Origin of the sequence: Streptomyces boncukensis (assembly GCF_011045075.1) — a bacterium.
In the GTDB taxonomy this organism is placed as follows: Bacteria; Actinomycetota; Actinomycetes; order Streptomycetales; family Streptomycetaceae; genus Streptomyces; species Streptomyces boncukensis.
Genome location: NZ_JAAKZZ010000122.1, coordinates 1 through 16792, shown reverse-complemented (window position 1 = coordinate 16792; position 16792 = coordinate 1). Strand labels below are relative to the sequence as shown.

Annotated in this window: 6 protein-coding genes and 1 pseudogene; 4 read left to right on the top strand and 3 right to left on the bottom strand. The window is 76.6% G+C overall.

The features are described 5' to 3' along the window. From G5C65_RS38535 to G5C65_RS14400, 4 genes and pseudogenes are all read left to right on the top strand, one after another. The coding region (locus G5C65_RS38535; protein WP_206441793.1) for a type I polyketide synthase at window positions 1-3264 on the top strand (3264 nt) is incomplete at its 5' end. Window positions 3265-3331: 67 nt separating this feature from the next. After that, window positions 3332-9922 (top strand): annotated as a pseudogene (locus tag G5C65_RS14410) (type I polyketide synthase); the annotation flags it as partial. Window position 9923: 1 nt separating this feature from the next. Next, on the top strand, window positions 9924-11990 hold the full coding sequence (locus G5C65_RS40440; RefSeq protein WP_338146390.1) for an alpha/beta fold hydrolase: 2067 nt from the start codon (window positions 9924-9926) through the stop codon (window positions 11988-11990). After that, window positions 11987-12754, top strand: a complete 768-nt coding sequence (locus tag G5C65_RS14400; RefSeq protein ID WP_165299210.1) for a thioesterase II family protein — start codon at window positions 11987-11989, stop codon at window positions 12752-12754. The genes G5C65_RS40440 and G5C65_RS14400 overlap by 4 nt, the downstream gene beginning before the upstream one ends. An 80-nt stretch (window positions 12755-12834) precedes the next feature. Here G5C65_RS14400 and G5C65_RS14395 read toward each other — a convergent pair whose 3' ends face one another. Genes G5C65_RS14395 through G5C65_RS14385 form a run of 3 tightly spaced genes read right to left on the bottom strand, consistent with a single transcriptional unit; the run spans window position 12835 to window position 16735 of the window. Then, window positions 12835-14070 carry a cytochrome P450 gene (locus G5C65_RS14395; RefSeq protein WP_165299209.1) on the bottom strand — a complete coding sequence of 412 codons (1236 nt, stop codon included), beginning with the start codon at window positions 14068-14070 and terminating at the stop codon, window positions 12835-12837. 56 nt (window positions 14071-14126) lie between these two features. After that, entirely contained in the window at window positions 14127-15542 is a 1416-nt protein-coding gene (locus G5C65_RS14390; RefSeq protein WP_165299208.1) for a condensation domain-containing protein, read from the bottom strand. Beyond that, window positions 15539-16735, bottom strand: coding sequence for a cytochrome P450 (locus G5C65_RS14385; protein WP_165299207.1), 1197 nt, complete (start codon window positions 16733-16735; stop codon window positions 15539-15541). The genes G5C65_RS14390 and G5C65_RS14385 overlap by 4 nt, the downstream gene beginning before the upstream one ends. Window positions 16736-16792 lie beyond the last annotated feature (57 nt).

Genomic DNA, 16792 nt, shown 5'->3' with positions numbered 1-16792 from the left:
GACCAACTCACCACCCCCACCTACTGGGCCAACCAACTCCGCCACACCGTCCACTTCCACAACAGCATCACCACCCTCCACCACCACCACGTCACCACCTACATCGAACTCGGCCCCGACCCCATCCTCACCACCATGACCCGCGCCTGCCTCAACGAGGAGGAGGTGACGGCGCCGATCACCGCCGTCTCACTGCTCCGGGACGGGCACAGCGAGGTCCGCACCTTCACCGAGGCGCTGGCGAGGGCGTACACGGGCGGCGCCGACGTGGACTGGAGCCCGTTCTATCCCGGTGGCCGGGCCGTGGCCCTGCCCACGTACGCCTACCAGCGCGAGAGCTACTGGCGGCGCGGCTCCGCCACGACGCCCGCCGGGGGCTCGGGCGGCCACCCGCTGCTGGAGCAGACCGTCGAACTCGCGGGCGGCCAGGGCTGGCTGTGCACCGGACGGCTGGACCCGGACGCGCAGCCGTGGCTCGCGGAGCACACCATCCGGGGGCAGGCGCTGCTGCCCGGCGCGGCCGTCGCGGAGCTCGCCGTGCACGCGGCGCGGCTCACGGGCGGGGGACGGGTGGCCGACCTGACCCTGGAGCAGCCGCTGCCGCTCGACGCGCCCGTCGCCGTCCAACTGCTGGTGAGCGCGGACGGCGGGGACGGCTCACGCACCCTCACCCTCCACTCCCGTCCCGAGGGGGAGCCGGACGCGGAGTGGACCCGGCACGCCACGGGCGTCCTGGACGCGCCGGCCGCGGACGAGCCCGGACGGGCGGACGGTCCGGGCCACGCCGACACGCTCGCGGTGTGGCCGCCGGCGGAGGCCACCGAGATCCCCGTGGACGGCCTGTACTCCCGGCTCGCGGACCGCGGTTACACCTACGGCCCCGCCTTCCAGGGGCTGCGCGCGGTGTGGCGGAGCGGGTCCGACCTGTACGCGGAGGTCGCAGCGCCCGAGGACGGCGGCGACGGCGGCGACGGCGGCTTCCTGTTGCACCCCGCGCTGCTCGACGCCGCGCTGCACGCCCCGTTCTGCGCTCCGCGCGACGGCGCCGAGGACCGGCTCGTGGTGCCGTTCGCGTGGAGCGGGCTGAGGCTGCACCGGACCGGCGCGACAGCGTTGCGGGTGCGGCTGCGGCCGGGCGAGGGCGACAGCTACGCGCTGCTCGTCACCGATACCACCGGCGCCCCGGTGTTCAGCGCGGAAGCGCTCGCGCTGCGCGAACTCCCGGCGGACGGCGTCGAGGAGGAGGGCGCCGCCGACGGGCCCGCGCTGCTCGACCTGGGCTGGGCGGCCCGGCGGGAGCCGCGGGACGCCACCCGGACCGCGCCGGCCGGTCCCTGGGCCGTGGTGGGCGACGACGCGCGCGGCGTGGCCGACGTCGTACGCGCCTCCGGCGTGGCCGTACGCCGCCATCCCGACCTCGACAGCCTGCGCCGCGCGCTGGACGACGGGGGGCAGCCGCCCACCGTCGTCATCGCCACCGAGCCTGGCGGGTCCGCCGCATCCAGCGGACCCGTCACCCCCGGCGAGTCCGCCTCACCCGGCGGACCCGCCGCCGCGCCCTCAGGGCCCGCCGCATCCAGCGGGCCCGGCAGGCCGGGCGGGTCCGCCGAACCCGGCGGACCCGCCGCGGGGGCCGCCCGCGCGGCCCGCGCAGCGCTCGGGCTCCTCCAGGACTGGCTCGCCGACGAGCGCTTCACCGACTCCCGGCTCGCGCTGGTCACCGAGAACGCCGTCCAGCCGGAGCCGGCCGGCCCAGCCGGAGCGACCGACGCGGCCGGAGCGGCCGACGCGACCGGTGTGCAGGGGCTCGCGGGGGCCGCCGTGTGGGGTCTGGTCCGTTCGGCCCAGACGGAGCACCCCGGGCGCTTCACGCTGCTCGACACCGACGGCGGCGCGGAGTCCGTCCGCGCCCTCGTCCCGGCGCTGGCCGGGGGCGAACCGCAGCTCGCGGTGCGGGCCGGGCGGGTCTCCGCGCCCGAGCTGCGCCCGTACCGGCCGGCGCCGGACGGCGCAGCGCCGTTCGACGCGGACAGCCATGTGCTGATCACCGGGGGGCTGGGCACCCTGGGCCGGCTGCTGGCCAGGCATCTGGTGGAGCGCTATGGCGTACGGCGGCTGCTGCTGACCGGGCGCCGGGGCCTGGACACCCCGGGCGCGGAGGAGTTCGTGGGCGGTCTCTCCGCACAGGACGTCCGGGTGACCGTCGCGGCCTGCGACAGCGGCGACCGCGCGGCGCTGGCCGAGGTGCTGGCCGCCGTGCCCGCAGCGCACCCGCTGACCGGCGTGGTGCACGCCGCGGGCGTCCTGGACGACGCCGTCGTCGAGGGGCTCACGCCCCAGCGGCTGGACCGGGTGCTGCGGCCCAAGGCCGAGGCGGCGGTCCATCTGCACGAGCTCACCGCGCATCTGGAGCTGTCGGCGTTCGTGCTGTTCTCCTCGCTCGCGGGCGTGCTGGGCTCCGCCGGGCAGGGCAACTACGCGGCGGCCAACGCCTTCCTCGACGCCCTCGCCCGCGCCCGGCACGCCTCGGGACGGCCCGCGCTGTCCGTGGCGTGGGGCCTGTGGGCGGACGAGAGCGCGATGACCGGCGGGCTCGGCGAGGCGGACCGGCGCCGTATGGCGCGCTCCGGTATCGCGGCCCTGACCGCCGAGGAGGGCCTGGCGCTGTTCGACGCGGCCCTCGCCTCCGGAGCCCCGGCGGTGGCCGCGGCGCGTCTCGAACTCGGCACGCTGGACGGCGCCGAGGCGGACGCCCTCCCGGCCCCGCTGCGCGCCCTGGCCCCGGCGCCGCGCCGTACGGCAGCGGCGGCGGGGCAGCCCGCCGCTCAGGCCGCCGACCTGCGCGGCCGGCTGGCCCGCGCGCCCCGGCACGAGCGGCGGCACCTGGTGCTCGAAGCGGTACGCGGGGAGGTCGCCGCCGTGCTGGGGCACGCCACCCCCGAGCGGGTGACCGCCGACCGCCGGTTCCAGGACCTGGGCTTCGACTCGCTGACGGCGGTCGAGCTGCGCAACCGCCTGACCGCGGTGGCCGGTGTCCGGCTGCCGCCCACGCTGATCTTCGACCACCCCACGCCCGGTGCCCTCGCGGAGCGGCTGCGCGCCGACCTCGCGCCCGACACCGGTGCGGACAGCACGCCCGAGACGACCCCCGAGACGACCGAGGAGGCCGGGAACGGCAGCGAACCGACGGATGGCAACAGCGACCTGGACACGATGAACCCCGACGATCTGGTCCGCCTGGCACTCGGCGACAGCGAGTCCTGACCCCCCTGACCTGACAGGGATGTACGGAGAGAGCACGATGGCGTCCACCTCACCTCAGCAACTCGTCGACGCGCTGCGGGCCGCGCTGAAGGAGAACGAGCGGCTCCAGGCCGCCAACGCCCGCCTCACGGAACGCCAGGAGGAGCCGATCGCGATCGTCGCGATGGCCTGTCGCTACCCCGGCGGGGTCACCTCCCCGCGGGATCTGTGGCGGCTGGTCACCGACGAGGTGGACGCGGTCGGCCCGTTCCCGGCGGACCGCGGCTGGGACCTCGCCCAGCTGTACGACCCCGACCCGGACACGCCGCACACCTCCTACACCAAGGAGGGCGGCTTCCTGCACGAAGCGGCGCAGTTCGACGCGGAGTTCTTCGGCGTCTCGCCGCGCGAGGCGCACGCGATCGACCCGCAGCAGCGGCTGCTGCTGGAGACCGCCTGGGAGGCGTTCGAGGACGCGGGCATCGACCCGGGGTCGCTGCGCGGCAGCCGCACCGGGGTGTTCACCGGCGTCATGTACGGCGACTACATGACCCGCCTCTCCCCCGCGCCGGAGGAGTACGAGGGCTATCTGAGCACCGGCAGCGCGGGCAGCGTGGCGTCCGGGCGCGTCGCGTACACCTTCGGGCTGGAGGGGCCGGCCCTCACCGTGGACACCGCGTGCTCCTCGTCCCTGGTGACGCTGCACCTGGCCTGCGAGTCGCTGCGGCGCGGCGAGTCCTCGCTGGCGCTGGCGGGCGGGGCGACGGTGATGGCGACGCCGATGCCCTTCGTGGAGTTCAGCCGGCAGCGCGGGCTGGCACCGGACGGCCGCTGCAAGGCGTTCTCGGCGTCCGCCGACGGCACCGGCTGGTCGGAGGGCGCCGGGCTGGTGCTGCTGGAACGGCTCTCCGACGCGCGCCGGCACGGCCACCCCGTGCTGGCCGTCGTCCGCGGCTCCGCCGTCAACCAGGACGGCGCCAGCAACGGACTGACCTCGCCCAACGGCCCCTCCCAGGAGCAGCTCATCAGACAGGCGCTGGCCACCGCCGGGATCACCGCGGCCGAGGTGGACGCCGTCGAGGCGCACGGCACCGGCACCGCGCTGGGCGACCCGATCGAGGCGCACGCGCTGCTGGCCACCTACGGCGCCGAACGCTCCGCGCAGCAGCCGCTCCACCTGGGCTCCCTGAAGTCGAACATCGGGCACACCCAGGCCGCTGCCGGGGTCGGCGGCGTCATCAAGATGGTCATGGCGCTGCGCCAGGGCCTCCTTCCCCGGACGCTGCACGCCGACGAGCCCACCCCGCACGTGGACTGGTCCGGTGGGACCCTCGCGCTGCTGACCGAGACGATTCCGTGGCCCGCGCACGAGAGGCCGCGCCGGGCCGCCGTCTCCTCGTTCGGCATCAGCGGCACCAACGCGCACGTCATCCTGGAGCAGGCCGCCGAGCAGCAGAGCACGGGCGCGGAGCCCGAGCCCGCGCCCGAGCCCGCGCCGCCGCTGCCCGTCGTACCGTGCCTGCTGTCCGCGAGCAGCGAGGCGGCGCTGCCCGCGCAGGCCGACCGCCTCCACCAGTATCTGGCCGCCGACCCCGAGGCCCAGCACACCGGGCTGCTCGACCTCGGCTTCTCGCTGGCCACCGGACGCGGCCAACTGCCGCACCGCGCGGTGCTGTTCGCCGAGCACCGGGAGGGGCTGCTGGACGGGCTGCGCGCGCTGGCCGACGGCGCCCCGGGCCCGGACACCGTGCGGGAGGTGGCGGCCGAGGGCCGGACCGCGTTCCTGTTCGCCGGGCAGGGCTCCCAGCGGCACCGGATGGGCCGCGAGCTGTACCGGACGTTCCCGGCGTACGCGGCGGCCTTCGACGCGGTGTGCGCCGCGGCGGACCCGCATCTGGAGGGGCCGCTCGCCGAGGTGGTCTTCGCGGCCGAGGACTCCGCCGAGGGCGCGCTGCTGCACCGCACCGCGTACACCCAGCCCGCGCTGTTCGCCTGCGAGGTCGCCCTCTTCCGGCTGCTGGAGTCCTGGGGCGTCCGCCCGGACGCCGTGCTCGGGCACTCGGTCGGCGCCCTCGCCGCGGTGCACGCGGCCGGGGTCCTGTCCCTGGAGGACGCCGCCGAACTGGCCGCGGCCCGGGGCCGGATCATGGAGCGGCTGCCGGCCGGCGGCGCCATGGTGGCGCTGCGCGCCTCCGAGGAGGAGGCGGCCCGGCTGCTCGCGGGGCACGAGGACCTGGTCTCGCTCGCCGCCGTCAACGGCCCGCAGGCCACCGTGCTCTCCGGGGACCGGGAGGCGCTCGCCGCCGCCGTCGCGGAGTTCGAGGCGGGCGGCGGCAAGACGACCTGGCTGCGGGTCAGCCACGCCTTCCACTCGCCGCTGATGGACCCGGCCCTGGCGGAGTTCCGGTCCGTCGCCGAGCGCCTCGGCTACCGGGAGCCGCGGCTGACCGTCGTCTCGGATCTGACCGGGCGGCCTGCGGAGCCGGAGGAGCTGGCCGACCCCGAGTACTGGGTGCGGCACGCGCGGCACGCGGTGCGCTTCCAGGACGGCGTGCACAGCCTGGCCGGCCTGGGCTGCAACCGGTTCGTGGAGCTGGGTCCGGCCGGCGATCTGACCTCGATGGCCACGGACTGCCTCGCCGGTGCCGCCGGTGACCCCGGCGACCCCGGCGGCGCCGAGCGGGCCAGGGCGCCGCAGCACCGGCACACGCTGGTCCCGGCGCTGCGGCGGCGCAGGGCCGAGCCCGCGGCGCTGCTGGGCGCCGTCGCCCGGCTGCACGCCCGCGGCGGAGACGTCGACTGGGCCGCCGTCTTCGCGGGCCGCGGCGCCCGCCGCGCCCCGCTGCCGACGTACGCGTTCCAGCACCGCCCGTACTGGCTGGCGGCGCAGCCCGGCGCGGGCGACGGCCGCGCGGCCGGGCTCAGCGGGCTCGACCATCCGATGCTGACCGGCGTCACCGACCTGCCGGACGGGGAGGGGCTGCTGCTGACCGGGCGGCTCTCGCTCGCGGCGCACCCCTGGCTGACCGGCCACCGGGTCGGGGACGAGGTGCTGGTGCCCGGCACCGCGCTGCTCGACCTGGCGGTGCGCGCGGCCCGCGAGGCGGGCTGCGCCCTGGTGGAGGAGCTGCTGCTGGAGGCCCCGCTGATCGTGCCGGAGGACGCGGAGGTCCAGCTGCAGGTGTATGTCGCGGGGCCGGACGCGTCCGGCGCCCGCGACCTCACCGTCCGCTCCCGCCGTGGCAGCGGCGCCGGGCCGCACTCCTGGACACGCCACGCACACGGCACAGCAGCGCCCGGGGACGCCGACGGCAGCGACGCCGACAGCGGCTCCAGCACCGTCGACCCGGGGGCCGGGGCGGAGGCGTGGCCGCCGCCGGGGGCCGAGCCCGCCGCCGTGTCACCCGCCGCCCTCTACGCGGGGCTGGCCGCGAAGGGGCTGGTGTACGGCCCCGGGTTCCGAGGCGTCACGGCGATGTGGCGGCGCGGCGAGGACGTGTTCGCCGAGGTGGAGCCGGCCGGCGAGCGGCCGGCCGGCGCGGACGGCTACCCGCTGCACCCGGCGCTGCTCGACGCGGCGCTGCACCCGATCGCGCTCGGCGGCCTCATCGACGACGGCGGCGGCGCCGACGGCCGGACGTTCCTGCCCTACGCCTGGTCCGGCGTGCGGGTGCCGGGCACCGCCGGTACGGCGCTGCGCGTGCGGCTCGCCCCGGCGGGCGCGAGCGCGGTGCGCGTCGACGTGTCGGACACCGCGGGCCGGCCGGTCGCCTCCATCGGCTCGCTCGCGCTGCGGCCGCTCGCCGCGAGCGCCGCCGCCGACCGGCCGGACGGGCTGTACCTGCCGTCCTGGGAGCAGTTGCCCGCGCTGCCCGCCGCGCCGCCGCCGGGCCACCCGGCCCTGCTCGGCGGGTACGAGGACGAGGGCTGGGCGGACCTGGGCGACGCGCTGCGGGCCGCGGCCCCGCACGCGTACCGCGATCTGGCCGCGCTGGACGGCGCGCTCGACGCGGGCGAGCCCGCGCCGGACCTGCTCGTGCTGCCCTGCCCGCACCCCGGGGACGGCGCGGCGGCGGACGCCGGGGCCGTGCACGGGGTGCTGCGGGAGGTGCTGGACACCGTGCAGCACCTGCTCGCCGACGACCGGCTGGCAGGCACCCGGCTCGCGGTGGTCACGCGGGGCGCCCTCGCGGTGGGCGGCGAGCAGCATCCCGGGTCGCTCGCCCACCGCGCGGTGTGGGGGCTGCTGCGCTCGGCGCAGGCCGAACACCCGGACCGCTGCACGCTGCTCGACACCGATGCCGCACACGGCTCGCGGCAGGCTCTGCCGTCCGCACTCGCCGGGGGCGAGCCGCAGCTCGCGCTGCGCGGCGGCACGGCGCACCGCCCGGCGCTCACCGCGGCGGAACCGGAGGGGACGCTGCGGCCGCCCGCCGGCACGGAGCACTGGCATCTGGACTACGTCGGCAAGGAGACCTTCGCGAATCTGTCCCTTCAGCCGTGGCCGCAGGCCGCGGAGCCCCCGGCTGCGGGCCAGGTCCGGGTGCGGATGCGGGCCGCGGGCCTCAACTTCCGCGATGTGCTGCTGTCCCTGGGGGTGATCCCGCCGTCCGTCGACGGGCACGCCGCGGAGGCCGGGCAGGGCGGCGAGGGCGCCGGAGTCGTCCTCGATGTCGGCCCCGGCGTCACCGACCTGCGCCCCGGCGACCGGGTGACGGGGCTGTTCTACGGCATCGGCCCGGTCTCGGTGACCGACCGCAGACTGGTGTGCCGGATCCCGGACGGCTGGTCCTTCCGCCAGGCGGCGGCGGTCCCCGTGACCTATGTGACCGCCTACTACGGGCTGGTGGACCTGGCCGGGCTGAGCGCGGGCGAGTCGGTGCTCGTCCACGCCGGCACCGGCGGCGTCGGCACCGCGGCCCTGCAGATCGCCCGCCATCTGGGGGCCGAGGTGTATGCGACGGCCGGCCCGGCCAAGTGGCACGCGCTGCGCGCGGCCGGGCTGCCGGACGAGCGCATCGCGTCCTCCCGGAGCCTCGACTTCGAGCGCGGTTTCCTGGAGAGCACCCGGGGCGCGGGCGTGGACGTGGTGCTCAACTCCCTGGCCGGGGAGTACGCCGACGCCTCGCTGCGCCTGCTGCCGCGCGGCGGGCGGTTCCTGGAGATGGGCAAGACCGACCGGCGGGACGCCGCCGACGTGGCGGAGCGGCACCCCGGCGTCTCGTACCACCCCTACGACCTGCGCGACCCGGGCCCTGACCGGATCCAGGAGATCCTCACGGCGCTGCTGGAGCTGTTCGAGCGGGGCGCGCTCGCTCCGCCGCCGGTCGCGGCCTGGGACATCCGGCACGCTCCGGACGCCTTCCGGTATCTGAGCGAGGCCCGGCACATCGGCAAGGTCGTGCTGGACCTGGCCGGTGACGAGCCGTGGGACACCGGCCGCGCCGTCCTCGTCACCGGAGGGCTGGGCTGGCTGGGGCGGCTCGCGGCGCGCCGCCTGGTGGCCGGGCACGGGGTGCGGGAGCTGGTGCTGATGGGCCGCGGCGCCCCCGGCGAGGAGGCCGGGAGGGAGCTGGCGGAGCTGCGCGGGCTGGGCGCCGAGGTGCGCACCGTGGCCTGCGACGCGGCCGACCGGGAGGCGCTGGCCGCCGCCCTGGACGAGCTGGCCCGCGACGGCGTCCGCGTCGGCGGCGTCGTGCACGCGGCCGGTGTCCTGGACGACGGGCTGGTGACGTCCCTGACGCCGGACCAGCTGGGCCGGGCCCTGCGGCCGAAGGTGGACGCGGCGCTGCATCTGCACGAGCTGACCGCGCACCTCGACCTGTCCGCCTTCGTGGCGTTCTCCTCGCTCGCCGGCACCCTCAGCTCCCCCGGGCAGGCCGGGTACGCCGCCGGGAACGCCTTCCTCGACGGCCTGATGGAGCACCGGCGTTCGACCGGACGCGCCGGCGTGTCGCTGGTGTGGGGCCTGTGGGAGGGCACCGGCGGCATGGGCGCCGGGCTGACGGACGCGGACGTCGCCCGGATGGCGCGGGTGGGGGTGGTGCCGCTGACCGCCGAGCAGGGCCTGGACCTGCTGGACGCCGGGGTGCGCCGGAACCGGCCGGTCGCGGTGGCCGCCGGGTGGGATCTGGAGGCGCTGCGGGCCGCGGCCGAGCGCGGCGGCGCCGTACCGGCGCTGCTGCGCGGCCTGGTGCCCGCCGCCGCGCCGCCGGAGGCCGGCGGGACGGTCTCGGCGGGCCCGGCCGCCGCGGGCTCCCCGGGAGTGGACGCCGGGAGCGGCGACCGGCTGCTGGGCACCGTGCTCCACGAGGTCGCGGCCGTCCTCGGGCACGCCTCCGGTACGGCGGTGGACCCGCACGGCGCCTTCGACCAGGCCGGGTTCGACTCGCTGACCGCCGTGGAGCTGCGCAACCGGCTGGCCACCGCCACCGGGGTCAAGCTGCCCGCCACCTTCATCTTCGACTGGCCCACCCCGGTCGAACTCGTCGACCACCTGCGCGGGCAGCTCCAGGCCGGCGACGGGGACGGCGCGGAGGCCGCCCTGAGTCTGTTCGCCGAGATCGCCCGGCTCGAAGCCGCGGTCGCGGACCACCCGCTCAGCGACGCGCAGCGCACCACCGTGGGCGACCGGCTGCGCGACCTGCTGACCAAACTGAGCTCTACGACGGAGGACTAGCGTGGGCACCACCGAGACGACACCGGCCGCACCGGGCGGCCGCTCCGCACCGGCGTCCGGCGCCGCGCCGGGGCCGCAGGCGGCCCGCCGGTGGGTCCGGCCGCTCCGCACGGGGCGGCCCGGCGCAGCGCGGCTGGTGTGCTTCCCGCACGCCGGCGGCGCCGCGAACAGCTTCGCCGCGCTGTCGGCCGCGCTGCCCGAGGACGTCGAGCTGCTGGCCGTCCAGTACCCCGGGCGGCAGGACCGGCGGGCCGAGGGGTTCGCCGAGGACATCGGGGCGCTGGCCGCCGGGGCCGCCGAAGCGCTGGCCGACGCGTACGCCGACCGCCCGCTGTTCCTCCTCGGCCACAGCATGGGGGCGCTCGCGGCGTTCGAGACGGCCCGGCTGCTCCGGCAGCGGGCGGCGGTGGCGCGGCTGTTCGTGTCGGCCGCCCGGCCCCCGTCGCAGGACTGGGGGGAGCAGGACGTGGACGCGCTCGCCGACGACGAGGTCGTGGCCGAGCTGCGCCGGCTGGGCGGCGTACCCGAGCCGCTGCTGCGGGACCCGGAGACGGTGCGCGAGGTGCTGCGCGTGCTGCGCGCCGACCACCGCGCGCTGCGCCGCTACCGGTGCGCGGACGACGCCGCCGTGACGGTCCCGCTCACCGTGCTCCTCGCCGAGGAGGACCCGAAGAACAGCGCCGGGCAGATGCGGGACTGGGCGCGGCACACCACCGGGCCGTACGGCCTGGAGCTGCTGGAGGGCGGCCACTTCGCGCTGACCGAGCGGGGCGAGGCGGTCGCGCCGCTGCTGGCCCGGTATCTGCGCCGGGACCTGGAAGGGGCGGCGGAGGGCTCCCCCGGTGCCGCAGCCGACGCGCCCCCCTCGGCGCTGATCCGGGACATCCTGCTGGGCGGCCTGCGAGGCCGGCGCCCCGCGCTGTCCACCGACCTGACCACGCTGGAGGACGCGGCCCGCGAGGCGCTGGAGCCGCACGCGTACGGCTACGTCGCCGGCAACGCGGGAACCGGCGGGACGGGCCGCGCCAACCGTGCGGCGTTCGACCGGTGGCAACTGGTGCCGAGGATGCTGCGCGACTCCAGCACGCGCGATCTGACGGTGCGGCTGCTCGGGCAGCGACTGCCCGCTCCGGTGCTGCTCGCGCCCATCGCCGCGCAGGAGGTGGTGCACCCCGAGGGCGAACTGGCCACGGCGCGCGGCGCGGCGGAGGCGGGGCTGCCCCTGGTGCTGTCCACATTCGCGTCCCGTTCGCTGGAGGAGGTGGCGCGGGCCGCCGGGGACGCGCCGCGCTGGTTCCAGCTGTACTTTCCCGCGGACCGGGCGCTGGCCGAGTCCCTGGTGCGCCGGGCCGAGTCGAGCGGCTACTCGGCGCTGGTCCTCACCGTCGACGCGCCGCACTTCGGCTACCGCCCGGCGGACCTCGACGCGGCCTACTCGCCGTTCCTGCGGGGCACCGGCATCGCCAACTTCACCGGCGACCCCGCCTTCCGGGCCGGGCTGCCCGAGGACGCCGGGGACGCCGGGGACGCCGACGGCCTCGCGGTCGTCGGGCACTGGGCGCGGATCTGCACCGACGCCTCCTTCACCTGGGACGACCTGCCGTGGCTGCGCCGTCTGACGGACCTGCCGCTGCTCGTGAAGGGGCTGCTGCACCCGGACGACGCCCGCCGGGCGCTGGCGGGCGGCGCGGACGGCGTGGTCGTCTCCAACCACGGCGGGCGGCAACTCGACGGCAGCGTCGCGGCGCTGGACGCGCTGCCCGCGGTGCGTGCCGCCGTCGGCGACGGCGTCCCTGTGCTGATGGACTCCGGGGTGCGCTCCGGCACCGACGTGCTCAAAGCCCTCGCGCTGGGCGCGGACGCGGTGCTCTGCGGCAGGCCGTATGTGTACGGGCTGGGTCTCGACGGGCAGCGGGGCGTCAGCCATGTGCTGCGCGCGCTGCTGGCCGACCTCGACCTCGCGCTGGCCCTCGCGGGCTGCCCGTCCGCCGCCGGGGTCCCCGCCGGTACGATCACCCCGTCAGGGCCGCTCCCGACGGTTTCCGAGCAGGACAGGACGCAGCGATGACGACCACTCCCCGATCCCACGCCGCACGCCGCGGCGGCTGGATACGCCGGTACCACGAGTCGCGGGGCACCGGCCCCGCGCTGGTCTGCTGCCCGCACGCGGGCGGCTCGGCCTCGGCGTACTTCTCCCTGTCGGCGGCGCTGTCCGGCACCGCCGACGTGCTGATCGCGCAGTATCCCGGCCGGCAGGACCGCATCGGCGAGGCGCCGCTGGAGGACATCGGGCAACTCGCGGACCAGCTGGCCGAGGCGCTGGCGCCCTGGCAGGAGCGGCCCCTGGCGCTGTTCGGGCACAGCATGGGCTCGGTCGTGGCGTACGAGACGGCGCTGCGGCTGGAGCGGAGCGGCCACGGTCCGGTCGGCCTGATCGTGTCGGGCCGCGCCGCGCCGTCCGTGCGGCAGGACCGGGGCATCCACCGGCTGGACGACGCGGGCATCGCCGCGCAGCTGGCCGAGCTCGCGGGCACGCCGCAGGCGCTGTTCGAGGACCCGGAGCTGCTGGAGACGGTGCTGCCGCCGGTGCGCGCCGACTTCCGCGCGGTGGAGACCTACCAGGACCTGTCGGGCGGCGCGGTCGGGTGCCCGCTCAGCGCCTACTGCGGCCGGGACGACACCGATGTGCCGCGCGACGGGTTCCTCGCCTGGGGCGGGCACACGACGGCGGCGTTCCGCACCGAGCTGTTCGAGGGCGGGCACTTCTATCTGCAGGACCGGGAGCGGGAGGTGGCCCAGGCGATCGCACGGGACCTGGCGTCCTTCGCCTGACGCGCGCAGCGCGCTCCGCGCACACCTCGGAGCCCTCCCGCCGGCACGCGGGAGGGCTCCGAGGCGGTCACGGCGCCGGCTCAGGGAGCGTTCGGCTCCGGGGCGAGGCGGACCGGCATGCTGCTGTGGCCGTGGCCGAAGTTGGAGAACAGCCTCCTGGGCTCGCCCGCCAGCTCGATGTCGGCGACCATGGAGCACAGCGCCTCCAGCATGGCCAGCATATGGACCCGCCCGAGGTAGGCGCCGAGGCAGAAGTGCGGCCCGTGCCCGAAGCTGACGTGCTTGTTGGGGGTGCGCGCCAGGTCGAAGGTGTACGGGTCGGTGAAGACCTCCTCGTCGAAGTTGGCGGAGATGTTCCACATGGTGATGATCTCGCCCTCCCGGATGGTGTGCCCGCGCAGCGGCACGTCCTCCAGGGCGTGGCGGCCGAAGTGCATCGTGGGTGTGGTCCAGCGCAGGATCTCCTCGGCCGCGGTCTCCCGGGCGACCTCCCCGCTCTTGAGTTTCCGCCACTGCTCGGGGTAGTCGCTGAAGGCGAGGACGGCCCAGGCGGCGGTGGCCCGGCTGGACTCGTCACCGCCCAGGATCAGGCTGTAGGACTGGAGGATGATCTCCTCGTCCGTCAGCGGTTCGCCGTCGACGGTGGCGGTGGCCAGGGTGCTGAGGACGTCCTCGCCGGGGTCGGCGCGGCGCTCCGCGAGGAGCTGGGAGATATAGAAGACGATCTCGTTGCGGGCCATCACCGACTCCAGCTCGGAGTCCTCGGAGCTGTAGCGGGAGAGGGTCTGCGCGTTCCAGTCCACGACCTGCTCCCGGTCGGCTGCCGGGATGCCCATGAGGTCGCCGATGGTGTGGATCGGGATCTGGTCGGCGACCTCGGTGGCGAAGTCCACCGTGCCGCGCTCCACCGCCTGCCGGACCAGCCGCCGGGTGCGGGCGCGCACGTTGTCGACGACGGGCTTGAGGACCCGCGGCGAGAAGGACTTCATCATCAGGTTGCGGATCTCGCGGTGCCGGGGCCCGTCGGTGACCGCGAGCATCTTGCCGGCGGCGGAGTCCTCCCCCTGCAGCAGCGTCGTCAGGACGTTGCCGCGCTCGGAGGTGTAGCGCTTGTTGTCGCGGTACGCGGCCACGATGTCCTCGTACCGGGACAGGACCCAGAACCCGGGCAGTCCTCCGCTGCCGGGGTGCCAGTACACGGGGTGGTGCTCGCGGTAGGACCGCCACATCCTGCGCGCGTCGTGGTCGAGGAAGGTCTGCGGGTCGGTGAGGTCCAGGGCGGTCGGGTCCGCCGCCACCTCTGCTGGGGCTGCCATGGGGCGTTCTCCTTCGGGCCGGGCTCTCGCGCCGGCGGTGCGGTTGCGGGGCGGGCTCAGGGGGAGCAGGCGGTCAGGGTGCGGGGCGGATGCGCCGGACGCCGGGCGCCGGACGCCGTGGGCGCGCTCCCCCCGGCCCCGGCGGGTCCGGGCAGCGTGCCCACGGGCCGGTCCGGGCGGACCGCGGCGGCGGCCAGCAGCGCCTCCAGGCGCCGGGCCAGCGCCCGGACCGCGGCGGCGCCGTACAGCGCGGTGTCGTACGTCAGGACACCGCTCAGGTCTCCGGCGCCGGTCCTGGTGAACTCCACGGCCAGGCCGGACTCGGGCGGCAGGCACGTCGGGTGGAACTCGCGTACGGCCAGTCCCGGCGGGTCGGCGGGCGGCGCGGGCGGCTCCCGCAGCGCCACCGTGACCGGCAGCGGCGCGGGACCGGCGCCCCGGTCCGGCAGCCAGGCGTCGGCGACCCGCCCGAACGGCACGTCCTGGTGGGCGAGGGCTTCCGCGACGGTACGGGCGTTCTGTGCGAGCTGCCGTGCGAAGGGCGTGCCGTCGCGGACGGTCCCGCGCAGCACGAGGGGGTTGGCGAAGGCGCCGACCAGGCGGTCCAGTCCGGGCCCGCCACGACCGCCGGCGACGGTCGCCAGCGCCACGTCCGGCTGCCGGGCCTCCTGCGCGCACAGCACCTGGCAGGCCGTGAACAGGCCGTCGAACAGGGTGCCGGCGTGCTGCCGGGCCAGCCGCTCCAGCGCTCCGCTGACCGCCGCCGGCACCCGGAGCGCGCACCGTGCGCCCTCCCCCGGCGGCCCGCCGGGCGCCGGGCCGCCGCCGGGCGGCCTGGGCGCGGGCAGCCCGGCGAGCCGCTCGCGCCAGTGGTCGAGCTGTGCGGCCAGCCCGGTCTCGGTCACCTGCTCGCGCAGCCGGGCCGCGTGGTCGGGGTAGCGGACCGGGAGCGCCGGCAGCCGGTCCGGCCTGCCGTCCACGGCCGCCGCGTACAGCTCGCACAGCTCCGCGGCGACGACGTCCCGCGACCGGGCGTCGGCGGTGGCGCGGTGCGTGCACAGCACCAGCAGGTGCTCGCTCCGGGCCAGCCGGACCAGCAGGGTGCGCAGCACCGGCCCGGAGGCGAGGTCGAACGGCCGGGTGACCGCCTCCCGGATCCGGGCCCCGGCCTCCCGGACCCGGGCCGCCCGGTCGGCGGCGCGGCCCGGCGCGGCCCCGGCGCTCTCCAGCTCGACCGGGCCGGCGGGCCACACCTGCTGGCGGGGCCGGCCGTCCACGGTGCCGAAGGTGGTGCGCAGCGGCTCGTGCCGGGCGACGAGCCGCTGTACGGCCTGGACCAGCGCCTGCCGCCGCAGCTCGCCGTGCAGCCGGAACGCGAAGACCGAGCGGTCGTACACCCCGTACGGCCCGCTCCGCTGCCGCGTCCACAGCCGCTCCTGCCCCGGGGCGAGCGGGGCGCCGGGGGCGGTCACGGCACGCGCAGCGGGAGGGACCATACGCCGGTGAAGTCCGGGGGCGTCAGGAACGACGGCGGGTTGTCCGGGTCGGTGCGCAGCTCGGGGTACCGGTCGAAGAGGATGTCCAGCGCCACCCGGCCCTCCAGCCGGGCCAGCGGCGCGCCCAGGCAGAAGTGGATGCCGCGGCCGAACCCGAGGTGCGGGTTGGGGTCCCGGGTCGGGTCGAACACATGCGGGTCGGCCCAGGCGTTCGCGTCCCGGTTGGCCGCCGACAGCCACACCATGAGCACCTCGCCCTCGGGGATGTGCCGCCCGCCCAGCTGCACATCGCGGGTGGTGGTGCGGTAGTTCGCCGCGAGCGGGGTGAGGTAGCGCAGCGACTCCTCGACCAGGGACGGCACCAGCGAGCGGTCCTTGCGCACCAGCGCGTCCGCGTCGCGGAAGGCGTCCAGGCACAGCATGGTGTTGCCGAGCAGCATGGTGGTGGTGATGTGCCCCGCGAACAGCAGCAGGTTGGCGAAGTTGACGATCTGCCGGTCGCTCAGCCGGTCGCCGTCCACCTCGGACTCCACCAGCTTGGTCAGCAGGTCCTCGCGCGGCTTGGTGCGCCGCTCGCTGACGTGCTCCAGCAGGTAGAAGCCCATCTCCATGGCGGACTCGGCCTGGTAGTCGAGCCGGCGCTCGTGCTCCTCGCCGCCGGCGCGGACGGTGAGCTGGCCGCGGGCCTCCAGGTTCTGGTCCCCCCAGTTCTTGAGCATCTCGCGGTCGCTGCGGGGCAGGCCGAGCAGATCGCAGATGACGATCACCGGCAGCGGGTAGGCCAGCGCCTCCACCAGGTCGAAGCGGTCGCCCTCCACCTGGTCCAGCAGCTCGTTGGTGAGCTCGTGGATCCGGGGCTCCATGCCGGTCACCATCTTGTGCGTGAAGGTGCGGCTGACCAGCTTGCGCAGCTTCTTGTGCCCCGGCGGGTCGGCCTGCGACAGATTGCCGTCGAAGGCCACCTCCGTCTCCTCCTTGGAGGAGGCGAACCGGGAGGCGACGCCGGAGGAGTAGGTCGCGAAGTCGTTGATGATCTCCATGGCCTCCGCGTAGCCGTAGACGTGCCACATGCCCGTCTCGTCGTCGAAGGCCACCGGCTGATCGGGCTGGGCCCCCCGCAGCCACGGATGCTGCGGATGGATGTCCCAGTGCTCTACGGGGTCGGTCATCGGTTCTCCCGGGCGTTGTTCGCGGGCGTGGGATGTGCTGGGGGTGTGCGGGATGGG

What these genes read in the sequence shown, in the direction of transcription:
- G5C65_RS14400 (WP_165299210.1), top strand. Translation starts at nt 11,987, where the DNA reads ATGACGACCACTCCCCGATCCCACGCCGCACGCCGCGGCGGCTGGATA.
- G5C65_RS14395 (WP_165299209.1), bottom strand. Translation starts at nt 14,070, where the DNA reads ATGGCAGCCCCAGCAGAGGTGGCGGCGGACCCGACCGCCCTGGACCTC.
- G5C65_RS14385 (WP_165299207.1), bottom strand. Translation starts at nt 16,735, where the DNA reads ATGACCGACCCCGTAGAGCACTGGGACATCCATCCGCAGCATCCGTGG.